The following is a 20,669-nucleotide window of genomic DNA, read 5'->3' on the forward strand; positions in this document are numbered from 1 at the left end:
AATTAAATCAAAAATATTACAGTATTTTATTATTACTGGAGGAATATGAACATGAAAAAGATTTTAGGAGTTCTAGTGTTAGTATTGGCATTAGTAACAGTTGGGTGTGGAAAAAGCACTGTAAAAAATACGGATAACGACACATCAAAGACTAAAATAGAGGATAAGGTAAAAGTTAAAGAAGAAGTTGACAATAGTATTAATAAAGTGAGCAGCTTAATTGATGAAAAAAAGTATGGTGAAGCTAAGGCTTTAATAGAACATTTAAATAGTAAGGAATTAGATGAAACCCAAAAAGCTAATATTAATAAATTAAAGGGGAGAATTGACTCTGAGTTAGCTAAAACAGAAAAAGAAAAAAATAAAGATAAAAAAGCAAGCAAGAAAAAGGAGTATAGAGTTAAACTAGATAAAATTCAACTGGAATTAAAGGCTTTAGATGAAAAAGATGCTTCAGGAACAACATTATATATGAGACAGGCTGCAAATGAAAGATATAAAAGATGGGATGATGCTTTGAATGAAATTTATGGTGTATTAAAAGGACAACTATCAGCTAGTGATATGAAAAAACTTCAAAGCGAAGAAATAAGGTGGATATCAAATAGAGATGCTAAAGCTAAAGAAGAATCATCTTCAATGAAAGGCGGAACAATGGAACCAGTTATATATATGAACTCCATGGCAAATACAACAAAAAATAGATGCTATGAATTGGTGGAAAAGTATATGCAGTAATAAACTTTAGGCCAAGAAAGAGTCAAGATTTGTGTTAAATATTATACACTTGTATTTCATTATGTCTTACCATTATAAAAAACATAGGAGGGGAGAGAAAATTGAAAAAGCAAATCTTTTCTTTGTTCTTAATTTGTATAGTACTTTTAATTGGTTGTTCAAAGGAAGAAACATTTGAGAATTTCTTTCATACAACTATGGGTAAAATGCACAAAGGATCAAAGTACTATTCTTATTCGCTCATTCATAAGGAAATGAATGTTGTACACGAAAATGATGCCATCGCAATATTTGTAGAGAATGACCAACAAGAAGAAAAAATTTTTATTGCATATTTTGAAAAAGAAAAGGATAAGTGGAATTGGAGACATACAAGAGGAGCACAATGGGATTCACCTATTAAATGGTCTTCAATGAATCAAGTCCCATATATTTATTCAGGAGCAATTAATGATAAATCTATTTCTGAAGTATATGCAGGTGAAAAACCAGCGAAAATAATTGAGGTTAAAGGCGATAAAAGGTTTTGGTATGCTGTCAGTGATGTCAAAGATGTACAGGTGAAGGCAATAAAAAGCGATGGTACTCAAGAAATAATTGAGGAAACCGATGAGAATTGGTATAAAGTGGACTATTGATATTAGGTTCAATATAAATTATATAATATAACTATAATTTATAGAGTTTAAAAGCATGTATAAGAATTAAAGAGTTCTTGTACCTGCTTTTTATATATTTATTTCTTGAATCGAGTTAACAATTACAATATTATGTCAACTAAACTCTAAAGTAAACTACAACATTTCAAACAAGAAAAATGACTTACACAGAGGGATATATTTACGTAACAAAGAGTTATAAATATATTTCGGAGTGTAAGCCATGATCGCCTTGGAACCCTATATTAAATTATAATTTATTTAAATATCTTAACACGATCTTCTAATGGTTGGAATTGCTTTTCATCTGGTTGCGCTATTGGTTTTCCAAAAGGCATTTGCGCAATAAGTTTCCAGTTATTTGGTATTGACCATTCTTTCTTCACATCGGCTTCAATAAGTTCATTATAGTGTTGTAAGGATACTCCAAATCCTTCAATTTCTAATCCAGTCCAGATAACATACTGATGCATGCCACTTGATTGCTCTGACCAAATTGGAAAGTTATCCTTATAAAGAGCGAACTGTTGTTGAAGAGATTCAATTACACTATTATCTTCAAAGAATAAAATTGTACCATATCCATTACGGAATGAATTTATTTTATTTTCAGTAGAACTAAACTTGTCTGCTGGTACAATTTTTCTCAAGGCTTCTTTTGTAGTGTCCCATAATTTATCATGATGTTCTCCTAATAATAGGACTACTCTTGCACTTTGAGAATTGAATGATGATGGAGTATGTTTTACAGCATGCTCAATAATTTCTTTAATTCTATCATCTGAAACTACTGGCTCCTTGCTAATTCCATAAAATGTACGTCTGTCTGCTACTGCAGTATAAAAATCCTTTGCCATTAATCGTCCCTCCATTTTTATATAAAATATTTTTTTATTATTTGTAAGTAGTATTTAATGTATTCCAATTTTCTATGATTTAGAGAAGGTTAATCTTGTTTATTCATTTCTAAAATTAAAATATGAGAAGTTTCTTTAGACTGTATCAAAATGTCTTCTTCGACTATTTCCATTCCATCTCTATCGGCTAACTCAATATTGTTTAATTCAGATTTTCCTTCTATTTGTACCAAATACGCCTGTCTTCCTTCCTTTACTGGGAACCTAATTTCTTTTCCTTCCTCAAGTTCTAAGGAATAAATATTAATATCCTGATTTATTTTTATTGGTGCGCTTCCAGCTTTGCTTGAAACCATATGAAGCCACTTGTTTTTTCTATCATCCCAGTTAAATTTGTGGTCTCCATAGTTAGGTTCATAATCTTTTTTATCAGGGAATATCCATATTTGTAAAAGCCTTAATATATTTTCTCCAAAATTATGTTCACTATGATACACTCCTGTTCCTGCACTCATATATTGCACATCACCACGAGTTAAAGCGTTCTTATTGCCCATACTGTCTTCATGAGTAAGCTCACCATCAACTACATAGGATATTATCTCCATATCTTTATGAGGATGAGTATCAAATCCAGTATTAGGGTCAATTAAATCATCATTTATAACTCTTAAAACTCCAAAATTTATATTGTTTGGATTGTAGTACTCTGCAAAAGAAAAGTGGAATTTACTTCTTAGCCATCCAAGATTGCTGCTGCCCATATTGTTACTTTCTATCTTTCTTAACATTTTATATTTCTCCTTTTAACTGTTCTTTAAAAATTTAGCTTAATACCTAAATAAAATTTTTCTAGTACTTATTATTAGCATATCAAATTATAAATACTTATTTATAAAGTTTATATTAATTAGTGATAATTTTCAAATATTTAAGTATATTATCTCATAAATATAATTATTAGTCAATAATAATTATTAAAAAGATGATAATCTCGAACTCTATGTAAAAATAAATATATATTTGAAGTAAGGAAAAAGATACAGCATATTTATACCCGAAAAAGGGAAGCCATCCTGTAAGAAATCGCTTAAAGATTGTCTGAATAGATTCTTGAAAATATCCATCACATTCAAAAATAACCCATGTAGCTTCCGGTATGATATATATCTTCTCTTTTGGTGTCCACTTTTGTAAACATAAGTTATGAAAAAAGAATGGCATTTAGACCATTGTTTTCTTCATAGCCCTACGAACATAGAAACAGTGCTAATGTTTATAGTAATATCATTTAACTTAAAGCAATTATATTTTTTTAGGGGTATAAGAGGTTTTAGGAAGAAGAATATGCTTAAGATAGATGTTATTGAAGATATAAGAGATGAGAGATTTACTACAGAAGATGATTGGGATAATACATTATTTATAAAGACTTAATTTAAAATAAAACTTGAAACTTTTCATTGAAATTTTTTGGGGTAGGGGAAGTGTAACTATTTTTGCAACCTAACGGTCTGCGGCCTTACAAGCTTTTTAAGTAAGTGTAAAAAAATACACTTCCAGTAAAAATAAAATTTTTACTGGAAGTTAGATGCTAAATCTCTGATAACAAACTATTTATAGTGCGCTTTAGCTAAATTATAATCAAGCCTCCGAAGAGTTTTTAAACTTCTCTTGTATATAACTTTAACCAAGCTTGCTCTTCATCAGTTAAGTGAGGGGCTACTTTCTCGTACACAAGTTTATGATAATTGTTTAAATACATTTTTTCATCACGATTAAGGTCTTCTGGGTCTATAGCATCCAAATCAATTGGAGCATATGTTACAACATCAAAGTGCATGAATTGACCGAATTCGTTTTTAGCACCTTTTCTAACAATAAGTTCATTCTCTGTACGGATGCCATGAGATCCATCTATATAAATACCAGGCTCATTAGTTAAAACCATGCCTTCCTCTAATATATGGGTTTCGTGCTTGGATGGTACTATATACCACCTAAAGCCGGTAGGTGCTTCATGAATAGTTGACAAATAGCCAACACCATGACCGGTTCCGCATTTATAATCTATATCTAGATTCCAAATAGGCCCTCTAGCTAATATATCCAAGTTGTAGCCTTTGCATCCATACAAAAATTTAGCACGTGATAGATTCATCATAGCTCTAGCCACAGCTGTGAAGTGATGCTTAAGCTCTTTGCTCACTTCGCCAAGGGCAATTGTTCTTGTGATATCTGTTGATCCTTCAAAGTAGTTTCCACCAGTATCTGTTAAGAAGAAGCTTCCTTCTGCAAATTCCACATCTGTTTCAGGTGTAGAAGTATAGTGCATCATAGCTGCATGTTCCTTGAAAGCACAAATTGGGTCAAAGCTTTGCCATAAGTAATTATCCTGCATTTTTCTGAACTCTTCTAGTTTTTCAGTAGCGCTGATTTCTGTAATTTTTATTTTTCCTATATTTGTTTTTAACCAATACATGAGCTTAGTAACAGCAACTCCGTCTTTAACGTGAGCTTTTTCAATATTGGCAAGCTCCACAGGATTTTTAATGGCTTTGAATAGGACAGAAGGGTTGTCCATTTTTATTTTTTTTGTATGATCTGGAATGTCTTTATATAGTGCATAGTTGATACGATCTGGGTCGATAAGCACTACATCTTCAGACTTGAAGCCTTTAACATATTCATAAATGTCGTTGTAAGGTTTTAGCACTACATTATCCTTAGCTAAAACTTCCTTAATTTTGGCATCAATTCGGCTTTCCTCAATGAACAAATATACCTTATCCATGGAAACAACCACATAAGAAAGAATCAATGGTGAATACATGATGTCATTTCCACGTATATTTAACAACCATGCGATTTCATCCAAGGTTGCAAGGACATGGTAATTTGCGCCTACTTCTTGCATAACGTCTCTTACTCTGCCAAGTTTTGATGCTGTACTTTCACCAGAATACTTTTCTTCAAGAAGAAAAACAGGTTCATTTGCTAACTTAGGACGGTTTTCCCACACTCTATCAACAAGATCATGGTTATACTCAACCACCACATTCTTATTAGCAAGTCTCTGAACAAATTCTTCTCCTTCTTGCATGGCAATAAGACGTCCATCAAATCCTAGTTTTCCATTGTTAGGCATTTCGGCTTCCAAGTATTCCAATATAGTAGGTACGCCTGGGTTGCCCATTTTAAAGAGCTTGATTCCACTGCCTTTAAGCTGATACTCAGCCTGTAGAAAAAATCTTCCATCAGTCCAAAGCCCTGCTTCATCCTTTGTAATGACAACTGTTCCAGCATCACCATTAAACCCTGATACATAGGCTCTTGCCTTAAAGAATTCTCCTACATACTCACTTTGATGATTATCTGAAGATGGAATAATGTAAGCATCCAATCCCTTTTCTTCCATAACCACTCTCAGTTTCGAAATTATTTCTTTTGCATTTTCACTCATGTCTATTCCTCTCTTTCATAATTTATTCTTTATTTAATACTTATAATCAAATCATATTCTTTTAGAGTGCCTGTTTGAAAATTCTTAATTAAGAATATATTTCTATTATACAATACTATTTGATTATTTTATACAATTTTACGGTAAAATTTACAGTGACACAGTAAAAAAATTTTGTCAAGTTCTAATGAGCAATTTCTTTTATTATATTTTTGTTTATTCTTTTCTCTAACCTGTTATATCTATTATGAAAAGTTGAAAGAAGATATAAACAGAGTTCTTGGCATCAGATGGAGTTTTAACTCCACCTGATGCTTAGAAATCGTTATCCAGGGGCGTAGCCGCTCTTTACTTCCACTTTGGGAAGGGGGAGTATTAGAGCGGGTAGTCATCGGATAAACAAAAATCAGTTAATAAAAGCTAGTATAGAATTTTACTTCTGTACAAGCTTTTATGTTATTATTAAGTGTATGGAAATATATAGTCATGCTAAAATAAGTTAGAAATAGGGGTGTGACATGGTATTCCTTAAACCGTAATACATTTGCTAAGGGGTGGTTAAATTGAAAAAAAGCAGCTTAGGATATATATATGTATCTTTAGCAGCTTTCTTCTTTGCTTTAATAGCTATAATAGGGAAAAGTGCTTTTAATACAGGGATGAAAGTGTATGATCTTCTAGTTATGCAGAATGCAGTAAGTGCAGTAATAATGTTTATATACCTTTTCATTAAGGATAAAAAGTCAATGATACTTACTAAGGGACAACTTAAAAGGGTAATTATTCAAGGGACTTTTGGTAGTACAGCCACTACAGTATTTTTTTATTTAGCTCTTGAAAAGATAAATGCAGGTATTGCATCAATGCTTATTTTTACACATCCAGTTTTTGTTACATTATTTTTTGTTATAACTGGTATACGTAAAATTAGTTTGGTAAATAATTTGGCACTGATGCTTGCGGTAATAGGAAGTGGAATGGTAATAAATCTTTTTAATCTAAATGTTACTGAAACACCTGTTATAGGTCTTGTTTATGGAGTTATATGCAGCATATCTTATGCCTTTTTTAATGTATTTGCGGATTTAAAGCTTAATGATGTAAAATCAGAGGTTTTGGCAATGTATACATCTGTTGTTATGTTTGTAATTTCAGCTATTCTTAATCCAGGCTTTTTTAGGTTTGATATAGCTTTGAGTCCACAGATGGTATTTTATGTTTTCGAACTTGCGGTTGTTTCAGGAATTTTACCGGTTGTTTTCTTGTACAAAGGGATTGCATTGGTAGGCTCCGAGAAAAGCACAATAATAGCAACGGCAGAACTTCCTATAACATTAATTCTTGCTTTTTTAGTGCTTAATGAGACAATGGTATTTACGCAAGTTATAGGAGTAGTTTTCATTATTGGAGCAGTACTTGTGCTGCAGAATGAATCAATTATATTGAATAAATTAAGAAAAGTATGATATATTTACTTTATAAATAGACAACTAAGTGAGGGGGAATAAAGTGTGGGAAATACAAAATTAAATGTTGCGAAAGAAGGCTTCGTGCAAAGCTGCATGAAGATATAGAGCATAGTTTTGTTCGGAGCCGGATCTAAGAGTTTTATTTAGGCTAAAATATTTTTGTGCAGACTTTGCTTCATTATTTACAAAATGAAATGTAGATAGGAGCAAGGACTATGAAATATGAAAAAGCACAAAATATATTACCAGAAGATGTAGTTGAATTAATTCAGCAATATATAGATGGTGGTTATTTATATATACCGAGAAAATGTGAAAATAGGAAGGCTTGGGGAGAAAATAGCGGCATAAAGAATGAATTAAAAGACAGAAATGTAGAGATTTTTAATAGTTACAAAAAAGGGAGTCCTATTAAAATACTAGCTGAGAAGTATTATCTTACTGAGCAGACTATTAGAAGAATAATTAGAGAAGAAAAAAAGAAAATATAAATTAAAGAGATAAAGCGGTATTTTGAAATTATCAATGCGATATTCAAGTACCGCTTTTTATAAGTCTACTTAATCTAAGCTTAAAATAAAATCCACAATGTTTTTTGCAACATTAGGATTGCTATAGCTTCTCTGAGAGCTTCTAATTTGGTTTAACTTTTCTGCGTTATTTGCAAGTAAATCGCTTATGGTATCCTGTATATTTTTAATATTTTCACATACTACTCCAAGTTTATATTTTTCAGCAAACTCTGGATTTTCCTCTTCTTGCCCCGGTAAAGCACCTGTTATTACTAAGGGTAAATTACATGCAATAGCTTCCATCATTACATTTGGACTTCCTCTTGTAAATGCAATATCGGAGGATAGCATTAAATCCTGTATATTTTCCATAAATCCGTAAATCTTAACCTTGTCACCGTATCTTTCAACTAATGATTGCTCTAACTTGTTTCTTAACCTTGTGTTTCGACCTGCTACAATGCTTACAGTACAATTAAAGTTATCAAGAAGAATCTCAGCTATCTTTCTCATATTACCTACGCCTTCTCCGCCACTCATTATTAGGCATTTTAAAGGAATATCAGCATTATAGTTAATAGGTTCTTGGCTATCTTGTATATCTCTATAAAACTTTGAGCGTACAGGAAATCCTAAAACTTTTATATTTTCTTCAGAAACACCATATTCTACACATTTGTCTTTTGCTTCTTGTGTTGGACTTATAATATAATCCGCTCTAGGATCTGCCCATAGTGGATAAATGCTTACTAGATCTGCAATTAGAGTAATAAATGGAATTTTAATTTTATGATTTTCTAATATATTTATAACGGAACCATTAAAATTTGGATGTACAGATAAAATCAAGTCAGGATTTATATCTTTTAATAGCTGTAAAAAATTATCTTTTATTATTAATTCAATGAACTCGTTAACCAATGCTGGCCTAATGGAAGATACATTCCAAATTAGTTGCCATAAATTCTCGGAAGATCTAGTTATTGGTCCGTATGATTTACCTATTTTAAGTAGTGTGGTTCCTCCAAGGGAAAATCCATCTACAACATGAACATTAATATCGTTATGTTTTTCAAAAATTTCACGTAAAGACTCCGTTATACTTTTATGTCCATGTCCTGTGAAATTAGATGAGATAATAAGTATATTTTTAATCATGATATTACTCCTTTCCTTGGTTAAGTTGATTGATACTTTTATCCGATGTCTATCGCCACTAACAATCCAACGCACTATGTGAAAGCGATAATTGTACTTTGCAACTATTTTTCCCCAAAGACTATTTTTTATCTATACTAATAAGGTTAGATAGATATATTAATAGAAATAGGCTATAATAATATATCATTTAGATAAAACTTTATTATATATATATTGCAAATCATTTTAAAGGGAGATGTAAGGATTAATGAATACTCTCAATATAAGAATGATCTATACTATATTTGTTTTTGTAGCCTTAGCTGCTTTTGATAACATTATTATAGGACTGTTTCCACCACTTTTTTCTTCAATTGCAAAGGATTTAAATGTTAATATATCTGCCCTTGGAATGGTTTCGGCTGTTAATATTTTAGTAACATCTATCTCTTCAGTTTATTGGGGTTACCTTTCAGGAAAATTTAATCGTAAGAAGCTTATTATTATTGGCACTATCTTATGGTCAATATCAGTATTTTTGACCTCACGGAGCAGTACTTATGCTCAGCTTTTTATTTTTCAAATTTTTACTGGAATAGGGCTAGGATGCATAGCATCAATTGGATTTAGTGTTTTAACTGACTATATTCCACATAAATACCGCGGAATGTTATTAAGTCTCTGGGGAATGTCTCAAGGCTTTGGAGGAATTGCAGGAGCATTAATGGCTTCACTTATTGCTACAGCTACAAATTGGAAAAAACCATTTGAAATTGTAAGCATAATAGGTTTTTTCTTGATTATTCTATATCTCTTTATAAAAGAACCTACTTTAGGAGAATCAGAGCCGGAATTGCAGGAACTTATTAAAGAAGGATATGAATATAATTACAATATCGAGTTTAATCATTTTTCCGAAATAGCCTCAAAACGTAGTAATATTCTATTGTTTTTTCAAGGATTTTTTATGAATATTACAACTGGAAGCTTAATTTGGCTTCCAACATTATATATATCCAAAATCCAACATCAGGGATACAGTTCCCGGATAGCAATCGTTGTATCAGGATATTTATTTGCTTTATTTCAAATAGGAGGTCTTTCCTCAGCATTTTTTGGTTATCTAGGAGACGTATTTCAAAGGAAAACCTATAAAGGGAGAGCTTTACTAACTTCATTTTTTGTTTTTATTACTGCACCACTTTATTTAGCAATGTTTATAACTCCAATGCATAATCTATCGTTGACTAATAGCAATAATTCTTATTTAATACTAATAAGTGTATTGAAGCAAATAGTTATAAATCCATGGATGACTGTAATGTTTGTCTTATCGGTTTTTGCTTCTGCGGCCCAATCAGCTAATACACCAAATTGGCTTGCACTGATAACAGATGTGAACCTTCCGGAACACAGAGGAACGGCCTTTAGTGTAGCCAACATTGCTAATAGCTTAGGAAGAACTCTTGGTAACGTTGGTATTGGTTATTTACTTGTTATTGTTTCTAAGTATACGAGGGAACCAAATAACTATATGATTACGCTGATAATCTTTCAATTATTTCTTATACCTTCAGCCTTATCCTATATAAAAATGGCGAAAAGCAATGTTAAGGATATTAGTGAAGTTAAGTCAACGCTGCGTCAGCGAGCAAAGTTAACTTAATTTAATTCAATGAGGTAACCTTTAAGTCTATTAAAATGTAATAAGAACCTAAGTGAAAAATTTATTGTTTAAACCATATATTAGCGAACAATATTTAAAGATCAATTAAAATATTATTAAAACTATATTAAATTTGAGCTATGTTTAAAAATAGTGTTGAAATTATAATGATTTGAAAAGGAATCCCCAAAAGGATTCCTTTGTTTCGTAAGATGGTAAATTTGCGACGTAACTGATGAAAACAGAAACACGAACGATGGTCTTTGAAAATCCAATAATGCGGTGTTGAAAGTTTATATAATCTTGTAAAGCAATGAAAATATATAGGTATTATGGTATAATTTTTATATTAATTAAATCGAAGTTGTAATTTAGTACGCCATAATTATCACTAATAGGAGTGAAAAATCAAATGAATTATGAAGAATATGAAGAAAACTTACTGTTATTTAATAAATTATTTGAAGAAGGATTTAATAGACCCAACCTTAAAACGGAAAAGTTCATTCAGTTGTGGCATGATGTGGATTTATTGATAGGCAGAGAGGCACTTTCAGGACCATTTTATCATGTAGATATGTATTATAATTGTGATTATGTATTTGAAGGTAGCCATGAGCATTTTAAGGAAATTAGAAGTTGTGAAGATTTTCTAAATTGGTGTTTAAGCATTATTAAATACTATAAAAGCAAAATAAAACAAGTACACGCTATTAATGCTATCGAAGAAAAAGACAAACAGATATTGTTATTACAAGCGGAAGTCATGGAAAAGCTATCTTTCATGGTTTATGATATACAAAAGGATAGATGGAAGTTTATTAAGAAGCCTTATTCAGATAATATATCTCAATATTAAATTTATGTGTAGTAAAGATTATTTATATTTTTAGGGAGAAATATATGCAATTAAAAACAAAAAAGAGATTCATAAAAATATGCATCATTATAGTCGCTATGATTGGTGGAGTATCCTATTCTGTCAACTGGGCATTTTTTGATATTCAAAGAATTAATGGGCAAAAGTATCTTAATGAATCAACTTCGCCGAATGGAACATATACTGTGACCGCTTATTTGAATAATGGTGGAGCCACAACGAGTTTTGCTGTTTTAGGCACATTAAAGAATAATAAAAATGGAAAAACAAAAAATATTTATTGGCAGTATCGTTGTGAAAAAGCCGATATGGAATGGTTGAATGATGAGATGATAAAAATAAATGGTGTAGAATTAAATGTTAAAAATGAAATTTATGATTATAGAAAAAATTAAATCTAATCTTTGCTTTTATTGAAGATATGTTATTCTTATTTACATATAACAACCAAAAAACAAACAGTTTACCAAAACACTATATTATTCGAAGTTGAATTTTGGGGTGTTTTTCGTCGCAAAACTTTACGATTGCGACTTAATTCAATGATTCAAATAAACAGACTATCAAAACTAATTGGTTAGTTTTGATAGTCTCTAGATTAATAGATAAATTTTAGCGTTATTTTTTCTAATAATTTTAATAAAAAAGTATATAGCAATAATTAAATATGTCTATTTCATTTAGCAATAGCATTTTCTAACTCCATCTGTTATATCCCGGTAATTGATGGAATAATAATGCTTTATTCCATTTTCTTTAGTAAACTTAGGGTGTATTAAAATCCTTATCTTGCAATCCTGTGTGTACCTGCTGCATATAATTATGCCATATTGTACCTGGATATGTTCCACCATATAAGTTATCAACATGCTTTGGCATATCATATCCAACCCAGACTACCGTAGTATAGTAAGCAGAATAGCCACATAGCCAGCCATCCTTTTGCTCATTTGTTGTACCAGTCTTAGCAGCGCTGGTAATGCCATCAAGTCTCACATTATATGCAGTACCCCAAGTATTTTCTAAAGTACCTTTTAAAATATCCGTCATTAAATAACTTGCATCAGCTGTATATATTCTTCTTTTTTCCATTTTATTTTCATAAATAGTTTTTCCTTGGCTATCTATAATACTACGTATACATGTGGGGTCGATAAATTCTCCATTCCTTGCAAGAGTTGAGTAACCGGATGCCATTTCAGTAGACGTTACTCCATAGGTTAAACCACCTAATGCAGCAGCAGGTATATAATCACTCTTAGCAATTTTGCTAAAATCCATACTTTTCACAAAGGATAGACCATAATCAGGAGTTATGTCATTAAAAACTTGGTATGCCACACTGTTTAATGACATTTGTACAGCTTTTCTTATATCTATATCCCCCATATAAACATCACCATCATTATGAGGTCCGCCTTCTATATAATGGTCATTTATAATAGTTGTATCAGTATATCCTTTTTGAAAGGCAGGAGTGTATACTGCCAAAGGTTTAAAAGATGAACCAGGCTGTCTAAAGGATTGAAATGCTCTATTTAAATAATCCTTCTGAGGACTTGTTCTACCGCCTACTATTGCTATAACACAACCAGTGTTATTATCTATTGAAACAGCTGAGCCCTGTAAGGCGTATATTCCGTTATTTTGGTCTGTAAAATCTAATAATCCATTATCTACGGAACTTTGTAAGAGTTGCTGTTTATTCATATCTATAGAAGTATAAATTTTATATCCATCCTTACGAATATCATTTATGCACCCATTATATACATTAGAATAGTCGTTATAATAGTTAGTTCTATCTTGCTCTGTATCAAAGGTATTTTTAAATTGGAATCCCTTTAGCTTCATGAGTACCTTTGCAGCATTGTCGAGAGCATAGGATTCAACCCACACGTTTCCGGTATATTTTTCTGGATTTAATACAATTTTATAGTTAATTGCATTATTGTACTGATCATTTGTAATATAATTATTTTGTTTCATTGATGATAAAATAAGGTCTCTGCGTTTTAATGTAGCATTTGCATTTTTTATAGGATCATAGTAAGTAGGATCATTAGGTATTGCAGCTAAAAAACATATCTCAGATAAATCAAGTTTATTACAACTTTTGTTAAAATATCTTCTTGAGGCCGCTTCAATTCCGTAAGTATTATTAGCAAAATTAATATTATTAATATAAAATTCTAAGATTTGTTCTTTAGTGTATTTTTGATCTAATTTTATAGCAATAAATATTTCTTCTATTTTTCTTTTATAAGTTTTATCAAAATTTAAAAACACATTTCTTGCTAGCTGCTGTGTAATTGTACTTCCACCCTGTGTAATTTTTCCGTTATTTTTTATAATAGAATACAAGACCCTGAGATTTGCTTTTATACTTAAAGCGCCATGTTTAAAAAAATCTTTGTCTTCTATGGATACAAAAGCATTTTTCACCGCTTGAGGTATATTAGAATATGTTAAATATAGGGAATTCCTTGAACCATATAAATTATTTATTATATTATTATTTGAATCATATAAATAAGTTGTTTGATTTCCATGAAAAGTATTATAGGATATAGAATTTACCTTCTTTGTTGCATCCTTATAGAGTGATATTGTTATAGGCAAATACTTAACACAAAAGAAAACTATAACTACTAGAATTACAGAAAAAAACCCAAGTAGTATCTGTTTCCTAACTTTATGAGGTCTTTTGTTTTTGTATTTTTTTGCCAATTAAATCACTTCCTTATAAACTATGTGTATGTTTTTTATTTTATAGATGCAATATTATTTGAAAATTAAATTATTTACTCCAACTGGCTCTCTTGATGCTAAATTCTCTTTATAATAAAGTTCTTCTTTTATTTTAAAATTTTCTCTGTATTTAACACTAAAAAGATATGACGTTAAATCTTTTTTCAAATCATCACGTTTTAAGGCATACTCTATATTAGCTTGTAAAAATCCAAGTTTATCGCCAACATCATATCTTTTTCCCTCAAAGTAATAAGCATATACAGCCTCTTGCTTCGCTAATTGATTTAATGCATCAGTAAGTTGTATCTCGCCGCCTTTGCCTGGCTTAGTTTTTTCAAGCACTTCAAATATGCTAGGAGTTATTATATACCTTCCCAGAATAGCAATGTTTGATGGTGCCAACTCAATTTTTGGTTTTTCCACCATATTGTTAACCTTATAGACTCTATCTTCAACGCTTATACCTTTTACAATACCGTATTTGAATATTTCTGTTTTAAGAACTGGCTGCACTCCTAAAATAGAAGTTTTATATTTGTCATAGCAATCTATTAGCTGTTTCAAACAAGGGACTTTACTATCAACTATATCATCGCCAAGCATAACAGCAAAAGCTTCATTTTCTACAAAGCTTTTAGCGCGGCTTATAGCATGCCCCAGTCCTCTAGGTTCTTTTTGTCTTATATAATAAATGTCAACCATATTAGATATGTTTTGTACTAACTCAAGTAATTCTCCTTTATTACTACTTTCAAGCTCAGCTTCTAGTTCAAAAGATTTGTCGAAATGATCTTCTATAGACCTTTTATTTCTACCTGTAATTATTAAAACCTCTTCAATGCCAGAAGCCACAGCTTCCTCAACTATATATTGAATAGTAGGTTTGTCAACTATTGGCAGCATTTCTTTAGGTTGAGATTTCGTAGCTGGTAAAAATCTTGTACCTAAACCTGCTGCAGGAATTATTGCTTTTTTTATGCTCATATTAATACAATCCTTTCTTTAACAATTCCTTGAATTTTATTTCAAATTATATAGCTGAACAGAGTTTCTGCCACTATACATACCGAATCTTTGATTATTTGAAGGAGTAGAATTTTGCTATTCATAACTTTTACATATAGCTTTTACTTTATCTTCTGTTCTATTCTTGATTACATAAACTTATAATAATTTAGGGTTTAATTTTGCTCTAGTTTTATTAAACTTATAATCCAAATTTAGCGTATAAAGATTATTTATTTTTGTGATAAACTACTAAAAGAAGACTTTAAAGAAATAACTTGATGATAAAGGTATAAATCATTTTATTATGAATCCTTTTCATCGTTGCATTGGTAAGATTATGACTCCTTGAAGAATTGCATAATTATTATATAATATAACTAGTGCTTAGTTGATAAGGTTAAAAGGAGCGAAAACATATGAGAATCGGATTGATAATTATCGCTATAGTCTTGATATTTGCTGTATTTAGAGCATTGAAAACCCATTTTATCTGCCCTAAATGTGGTGCAAATTTTAAAGTAAGTGTTTTAAAATATATTTTTACATTTCACTCAATGGGTAAGCGTATGGCTAAATGTCCTAACTGTGGACATAGTGAACTGATGTTACCAAAATGGGATAAAAGGTAGTTATTTGTATTACGCCTTGAAATTTAAGATAAAGGATGTGTTAATATGAAAATCGAGCATGTAGCTATATGGACCAAAGATATTGAAAAATTAAAGAAATTTTATGTAGATTATTTTGATGGTATTGCTGGAGATAAATATACTAATACAAAAAAACAATTCCAATCATATTTTATTAAATTTGAATCTGGTGCTAGACTTGAAATTATGCAGATGCCGACAATTCCTTCTAATTTGAATGATACTATTAATCAATATATAGGTTTAATTCATATTGCTATTTCTGTAGGTAGTGTTGAGAAGGTTAATGAACTTACTGACACATTAAGAAATGCAGGTTACAAGGTAGTAGGTGAACCTCGTTATACTGGAGATGGTTATTATGAGAGTTGTATTTTAGATCCTGATGGAAATCGAATAGAGATAACGGAATAATTTTGAAAACACCGTATTATTCAAACTGATATGCTCCCCTTAAGTATAGACAGGGTGCAGTTAAAATCTGAATTTTACGGTGTTTTTCATCACGTTTTAAACATTGTGATAATCATATTAGAATTTTTGTGCAGTAATAATTATGATGTAAATTAACTGAAAATAATATATAAATGTTGAATTATTGTCTAATAATTTAAATTGGACAGCTCGGTTGTAAATCTAGTAATGCTCCAAATTTTTGGGAAGCTGTTATAAAGCATATCAAAGCTAAAAGTTCAGAGATTTCTTTATCACTAAATTCATTTTTTAATAGATTAAAATGTTTATCATCAATAATGTTGTTTTTAGAAATTATATCTGCTGTTTTAGTAGCAATTAAAATTCTCGAATCAGCTATTTGATTAGAGGGTTTACCTTTAGCCATGCAATATTGACATCCATTATTAAAAGCAAGGGTACGTCTTAGTTGCTCCTTTAATTCAGATGTAAATGTATTACTATTAAAAATGCACTCCTCTAAAGAAGACCATTTTTCTAGTATCTCTTTATTATGACCTAATAATTGTTCAAATGGTGTAAGTCCTTCTTGTGAAAAAGTTATTCTTGCCATAGTATCTCTCCTTTATAAATATATTTCATTGATAATTAATATTATACAAAGTGTAGCAGCAATATTGCATTAAATATGTAATGTAATATAATAATAAATATGTTATTTGAAATAATAATTAGGAGGATAAGTTATAAATGAAAATTGATGAGATAGATGTGTCAATTTTAGAAGAGTTACAAAAAAATAGTAGGTTATCTATAAGAGAGTTATCAAAACGTATAAATCTTTCTGCGCCATCTGTTGCTGAAAGAGTAAGAAGACTTGAAGACGATGGAATTATTGAAGGTTATACAATTAAAATAAATAAAAAGAAACTTGGCTTGTCTATTGATTGTATAATTAAGTTAACCATGAAAAATGGAGGGTATGAAAAATTCAAGGTATTTATTAAGGATTATAAACGAAGTGAATGGTGTTATAGAATTGCCGGTGATGGGTGTTTTTTGATTAAATTATCCGTTAAATCTTTAAATGAGATTGAAGAATTTATAAATGAAATATCTGAATATGCAATAACAGAAACAATCATAGCATTTTCAGAAGTAGCAATAAACAATAATATTGATAAATTCTTAAGAGAATAAAACAAGACTATATATTTAAGTCTATAATAAAACCTAAGTAAGTGCTTAGCTGTTATATCTTTAACAAAAAATGATACATAATATAACAGTGTTATGAAAATAGATATTGACAAGCCTCACATATTTTGCTATCTTTACAATAGGAAAACCGAATATATGTATTTAAAAAAGTTTTATAGGGTTCCGCAGCTTGAAATTATTAGCTGGTCTGGTCCAAGATAAAACGCACAGTTAAGCTGTGTTCACGGAAGGACAAAAGCCTGGGAGATATTTTAATATATTGTTCTAGGTTTTTTTATTTTTTGATTTTTAATGAAAGGAGAATAGTTAATTAGAATACTTAAAATTAGAAGGAGTGAAAATTATGCAATGGTTGTTTTTAATTATAGCAGGAGTTTTTGAGGTGGCTTGGGCTATCGGTTTAAAGTATTCATATGGATTTACAAAACTTGTACCAAGTGTGCTTACCATATTAGGGATGATAGCAAGTTTTTATTTTCTATCACTAGCCATGAAAAACATTCCATTAGGAACTGCATATGCAATTTGGACTGGAATTGGTACTGTTGGTACTGGAATTTTAGGGATAATACTATTCAATGAATCTGTAAACCCAATTCGATTAATTTGTATTGGATTTATAGTAATAGGAGCTATAGGACTGAAATTAGTATCTTCTCAGTAATTATCATGGAAAACTTACAAAGAAAGCAGTCACCCCTTTTGGTAGGAATAGATGGTTGTGGAGATAATTAAGGGATATTGTCCAAATATTATTAAAATATAAATTAATGGAAGTTGTTATCAACTTCCATTAAAAATCTATAAATTTTTAGTACTATATTAAAACATATTCTACAAGACAAAGTAAACCTGCGCTTTTCTAAAGCTTTTTATTCTTGCTAGATAACTAATTATTTTGACCAAGATGTTGGGCGAGTCAGTGACATCGGTAATCTTGTATTGAAATCGCCCTTCGCCGTGTTGATCTGGGCCTGAGTAAGAAAAATACTATTTGTGAGATTTGCACCTCTGAGGTCAGCATCTCTCAAATCAGCTCCAATAAGATCAGCTCCACTTAAATCCACTCCTCTAAGGTTAGCAGCAATAAGATATTTTCCTCTTAAGTCTGCACCTCTTAGATTAGTTTTTCTAAGGTCTGCACCAATAAAGTCTAATTTTTTAGAGATAGTCTTTTGATGTTTTGAAGGAGTTTTATCTTCTCTGCGGGCTTTAGTTCTTACAAGCTCGCTTGTCTGTGAAATTAGTGAGTTAACTTTGTTTCTATGTGCTATCAAATCAAGTTCTATGAGAGAGCTAGCACTAAGATGAGTAAGACGTTCAGTCTCGCTGATCATGAAGCTAATCTCATTTTTGATATGAAGGTCTGTTTGTAGCGTAAATGCTTCAGTTAGATACCATAACATTTCATGAAGTTGTCTCATAATCAGGAATATCTCAAACATTTCCTTCGCTGATTCTGGTGCTTGTCGCCAGTCATGTCCACCATAGGTAATTTGAGCGACCTTTTGTCCTGCTCCAAAGCAGTCATAAGCAGTGCAGCCTTTAAGTCCTTTATTCCCAAGACTTTTGTGGACAGAGCAGCGAAAATCCGATTGTAGCTTTATACAAGGCTTGCCAGCATCTTTGTCCTTTGGGAAGCCTTCTGAAGCCGAAAAGTACAGAGCAACACAGCACAAGCCGAAACACTTTTCACAATCAATTCTAAGATTAGGTAGACTTGTACTCGGAAAAGATGCTGAATCTCTGTGATTTTCGGATAATTCTTTATCACCATTATCACCATGTGTATATGTCATATTCATTCACCTCATAATTAGAAAATATAAATAATTTTTACTTTAAAATTATATCATAGATGCCATATTATTCAACTGCTAAAGAATACTTATGCCGTAATTTAATTATATAACTCCTTTATTTGTATAAACAAAAATTATATAATTAAAATATTGGTATAAAGTGTAAATTTATTTTGGTGAGATGTGGTTAAGCAAAGTTATTAGCTAAATTTAATTAGGTCGGAATATTCTTATTATGTTCAGCAACTTTAAAATAGCGATAATTATACAATAGCAATCTAATACGAATTAACATGTTTTATTGATGATAAGTCAATATAGAATTGAAAAAGAATATATGAATGAGAGGGGATGGAGATTCGTGTCATTAAAAACTGGTCGATTCTATGAATGTGCAAAAGTTGAAATAGATAGGAAGAGATATGACGCCTGATGATGTTATTGAGCTGCCTAAAAATGAAAGCATCGCCGATTATGAAAGTTTAAAGTCATTATTGATATCACGTAGAAGTGTAAGAGATTTTAAGGAACAAAAGATTCAACGTGAAATTATAGATAAGATATTAGAAGTAGCATCAACCGCTCCCAATGGTCTTGGAAGTTCTGATGTTGAAGTTATGGTATTAGACGATAAAGAAAAGGTTGACGAATTTACTTTAGACTTAATTAATGTATTGAAAAAGAATAAAAGAAAAATATGGGATACCTTTAAAAAACAAAAGCGGAATAATGGTTATATTCGGTCATCCTAATATTAAATATAGTTTTGCATTAAAAAGGACATTTGCAAACATAACATTTCATTAGTAATTTTATTCAATATTATGTGTTAGACCACTAACAATATTAGAATTATATAAAACCTAATTCGCAATCTTCTTATAATATTAAATTGTAAAGGTGGATTTATATGAATATCAAGAATAAAGATTCATTTGTGTTACCAATAATTATTATGCTGTTAAATTTAATTGAATTATTTTTGCTTATTTATATTAACAATGTAATTTACTCAGGAGTAATAAGATACAGCATATGCTTTGGCAATTTTTTTGTACTGATATTTTTTTCAATATCAAAAATAAACAAAAAATCTAAGGAAAATAGCATCGCTTACCTAATTATAACTTTATTATTAATAATTATTATTCCAGTTTTACTCTGGTATAATAAACCTGCATACACATATAATCAAGCAATAGAAAAAATAAAAAGTCAAAAATCTATTATTGTTATACCTACTGATTATAAATCTCTTCAAATGATTAATAGCCCCAATATATTCATTAACAGAATATATTTAATTAGAGTTAAAGAGGCTGGTGAAGTAAAAACTTATGGATTCAATCCAATTAATGGCAGTTACTATCTTTCTGAAAATATTAATTAATATAATGTTTATTAAAAAAGCATAAAAAACAACAATTTTAGTGTTG

The 20,669-nt window shown here is 30.4% G+C and carries 21 protein-coding genes and 1 riboswitch; of the genes, 13 read left to right on the plus strand and 8 right to left on the minus strand.

What is annotated here, in order from left to right:
• Positions 1-51: 51 nt before the first annotated feature.
• Both I6U51_RS21925 and I6U51_RS21930 read left to right on the plus strand, forming a co-directional pair.
• On the plus strand, positions 52-738 hold the full coding sequence (locus tag I6U51_RS21925; RefSeq protein WP_211144692.1) for a lysozyme inhibitor LprI family protein: 687 nt from the start codon (positions 52-54) through the stop codon (positions 736-738).
• A 101-nt stretch (positions 739-839) separates the two neighbouring features.
• Positions 840-1,376 carry a hypothetical protein gene (locus tag I6U51_RS21930; RefSeq protein WP_211144693.1) on the plus strand — a complete coding sequence of 179 codons (537 nt, stop codon included), beginning with the start codon at positions 840-842 and terminating at the stop codon, positions 1,374-1,376.
• Between the two features lie 278 nt (positions 1,377-1,654).
• Here the strand turns inward: I6U51_RS21930 and I6U51_RS21935 are convergent, their stop codons facing one another.
• The 3 genes from I6U51_RS21935 to I6U51_RS21950 all read right to left on the minus strand — a co-directional run bounded on the left by I6U51_RS21935 (position 1,655) and on the right by I6U51_RS21950 (position 5,717).
• The gene (locus tag I6U51_RS21935; protein WP_211144694.1) at positions 1,655-2,254 is read right to left on the minus strand and encodes a nitroreductase family protein; all 600 of its coding nucleotides are present in this window, start codon (positions 2,252-2,254) and stop codon (positions 1,655-1,657) included.
• 89 nt (positions 2,255-2,343) lie between these two features.
• Positions 2,344-3,045 carry a pirin family protein gene (locus I6U51_RS21940; RefSeq protein WP_211144695.1) on the minus strand — a complete coding sequence of 234 codons (702 nt, stop codon included), beginning with the start codon at positions 3,043-3,045 and terminating at the stop codon, positions 2,344-2,346.
• Positions 3,046-3,917: 872 nt separating this feature from the next.
• Positions 3,918-5,717, minus strand: a complete 1,800-nt coding sequence (locus tag I6U51_RS21950) for an aminopeptidase P family N-terminal domain-containing protein (protein WP_211144696.1) — start codon at positions 5,715-5,717, stop codon at positions 3,918-3,920.
• 563 nt (positions 5,718-6,280) lie between these two features.
• On the opposite strand from I6U51_RS21950, the gene I6U51_RS21955 reads away from it, so the two are divergent.
• Together I6U51_RS21955 and I6U51_RS21960 are read left to right on the plus strand one after the other, a co-directional pair.
• Complete coding sequence (locus tag I6U51_RS21955; protein ID WP_211144697.1) at positions 6,281-7,183, plus strand: DMT family transporter; 903 nt, start codon at positions 6,281-6,283, stop codon at positions 7,181-7,183.
• Positions 7,184-7,401: 218 nt separating this feature from the next.
• Positions 7,402-7,677: a CD3324 family protein gene (locus tag I6U51_RS21960; RefSeq protein WP_211144698.1), complete on the plus strand. Its 276-nt coding sequence runs from the start codon at positions 7,402-7,404 to the stop codon at positions 7,675-7,677.
• Between the two features lie 69 nt (positions 7,678-7,746).
• Here the strand turns inward: I6U51_RS21960 and I6U51_RS21965 are convergent, their stop codons facing one another.
• Positions 7,747-8,856 (minus strand): MGDG synthase family glycosyltransferase, encoded by a 1,110-nt coding sequence (locus I6U51_RS21965; protein ID WP_211144699.1) that lies wholly within the window; start codon positions 8,854-8,856, stop codon positions 7,747-7,749.
• A gap of 250 nt (positions 8,857-9,106) precedes the next feature.
• On the opposite strand from I6U51_RS21965, the gene I6U51_RS21970 reads away from it, so the two are divergent.
• The 3 genes from I6U51_RS21970 (at position 9,107) to I6U51_RS21980 (ending at position 11,779) form a co-directional block, all read left to right on the plus strand.
• Positions 9,107-10,504 (plus strand): MFS transporter, encoded by a 1,398-nt coding sequence (locus I6U51_RS21970; protein ID WP_211144700.1) that lies wholly within the window; start codon positions 9,107-9,109, stop codon positions 10,502-10,504.
• 412 nt (positions 10,505-10,916) lie between these two features.
• Entirely contained in the window at positions 10,917-11,363 is a 447-nt protein-coding gene (locus tag I6U51_RS21975) for a hypothetical protein (RefSeq protein WP_211144701.1), read from the plus strand.
• Positions 11,364-11,407: 44 nt separating this feature from the next.
• A complete protein-coding gene (locus I6U51_RS21980; protein ID WP_211144702.1) occupies positions 11,408-11,779 on the plus strand; it encodes a DUF5412 family protein in 372 nt (123 codons plus the stop codon).
• A 370-nt stretch (positions 11,780-12,149) separates the two neighbouring features.
• Here the strand turns inward: I6U51_RS21980 and I6U51_RS21985 are convergent, their stop codons facing one another.
• Entirely contained in the window at positions 12,150-14,114 is a 1,965-nt protein-coding gene (locus tag I6U51_RS21985) for a transglycosylase domain-containing protein (RefSeq protein WP_211144703.1), read from the minus strand.
• A gap of 54 nt (positions 14,115-14,168) precedes the next feature.
• Complete coding sequence (galU, locus tag I6U51_RS21990) at positions 14,169-15,122, minus strand: UTP--glucose-1-phosphate uridylyltransferase GalU (RefSeq protein WP_211144704.1); 954 nt, start codon at positions 15,120-15,122, stop codon at positions 14,169-14,171.
• Between the two features lie 440 nt (positions 15,123-15,562).
• Here galU and I6U51_RS21995 point away from each other — a divergent pair, with 440 nt between their 5' ends.
• Both I6U51_RS21995 and I6U51_RS22000 read left to right on the plus strand, forming a co-directional pair.
• The gene (locus I6U51_RS21995; RefSeq protein ID WP_211144705.1) at positions 15,563-15,775 is read left to right on the plus strand and encodes a hypothetical protein; all 213 of its coding nucleotides are present in this window, start codon (positions 15,563-15,565) and stop codon (positions 15,773-15,775) included.
• A gap of 45 nt (positions 15,776-15,820) precedes the next feature.
• Entirely contained in the window at positions 15,821-16,210 is a 390-nt protein-coding gene (locus I6U51_RS22000) for a VOC family protein (RefSeq protein ID WP_211144706.1), read from the plus strand.
• Between the two features lie 196 nt (positions 16,211-16,406).
• On the opposite strand, the gene I6U51_RS22005 is transcribed toward I6U51_RS22000, so the two are convergent.
• On the minus strand, positions 16,407-16,823 hold the full coding sequence (locus I6U51_RS22005) for a carboxymuconolactone decarboxylase family protein (RefSeq protein WP_211144707.1): 417 nt from the start codon (positions 16,821-16,823) through the stop codon (positions 16,407-16,409).
• Between the two features lie 137 nt (positions 16,824-16,960).
• On the opposite strand from I6U51_RS22005, the gene I6U51_RS22010 reads away from it, so the two are divergent.
• Together I6U51_RS22010 and sugE are read left to right on the plus strand one after the other, a co-directional pair.
• Positions 16,961-17,410 (plus strand): Lrp/AsnC family transcriptional regulator, encoded by a 450-nt coding sequence (locus I6U51_RS22010; protein WP_211144708.1) that lies wholly within the window; start codon positions 16,961-16,963, stop codon positions 17,408-17,410.
• Between the two features lie 164 nt (positions 17,411-17,574).
• Positions 17,575-17,679: riboswitch (guanidine-I (ykkC/yxkD leader) on the plus strand.
• A 95-nt stretch (positions 17,680-17,774) separates the two neighbouring features.
• Positions 17,775-18,095 carry a quaternary ammonium compound efflux SMR transporter SugE gene (gene sugE, locus I6U51_RS22015; protein ID WP_178910377.1) on the plus strand — a complete coding sequence of 107 codons (321 nt, stop codon included), beginning with the start codon at positions 17,775-17,777 and terminating at the stop codon, positions 18,093-18,095.
• A 229-nt stretch (positions 18,096-18,324) separates the two neighbouring features.
• On the opposite strand, the gene I6U51_RS22020 is transcribed toward sugE, so the two are convergent.
• Positions 18,325-19,230: a pentapeptide repeat-containing protein gene (locus I6U51_RS22020; protein WP_211144709.1), complete on the minus strand. Its 906-nt coding sequence runs from the start codon at positions 19,228-19,230 to the stop codon at positions 18,325-18,327.
• 425 nt (positions 19,231-19,655) lie between these two features.
• On the opposite strand from I6U51_RS22020, the gene I6U51_RS22025 reads away from it, so the two are divergent.
• A complete protein-coding gene (locus tag I6U51_RS22025) occupies positions 19,656-19,985 on the plus strand; it encodes a nitroreductase family protein (protein WP_211144710.1) in 330 nt (109 codons plus the stop codon).
• Positions 19,986-20,143: 158 nt separating this feature from the next.
• Positions 20,144-20,623, plus strand: coding sequence for a hypothetical protein (locus I6U51_RS22030; protein WP_211144711.1), 480 nt, complete (start codon positions 20,144-20,146; stop codon positions 20,621-20,623).
• Positions 20,624-20,669 lie beyond the last annotated feature (46 nt).

The sequence above is a fragment of the Clostridium aciditolerans genome, from assembly GCF_016316925.1.
Classification (GTDB): domain Bacteria; phylum Bacillota; class Clostridia; order Clostridiales; family Clostridiaceae; genus Clostridium_AM; species Clostridium_AM aciditolerans.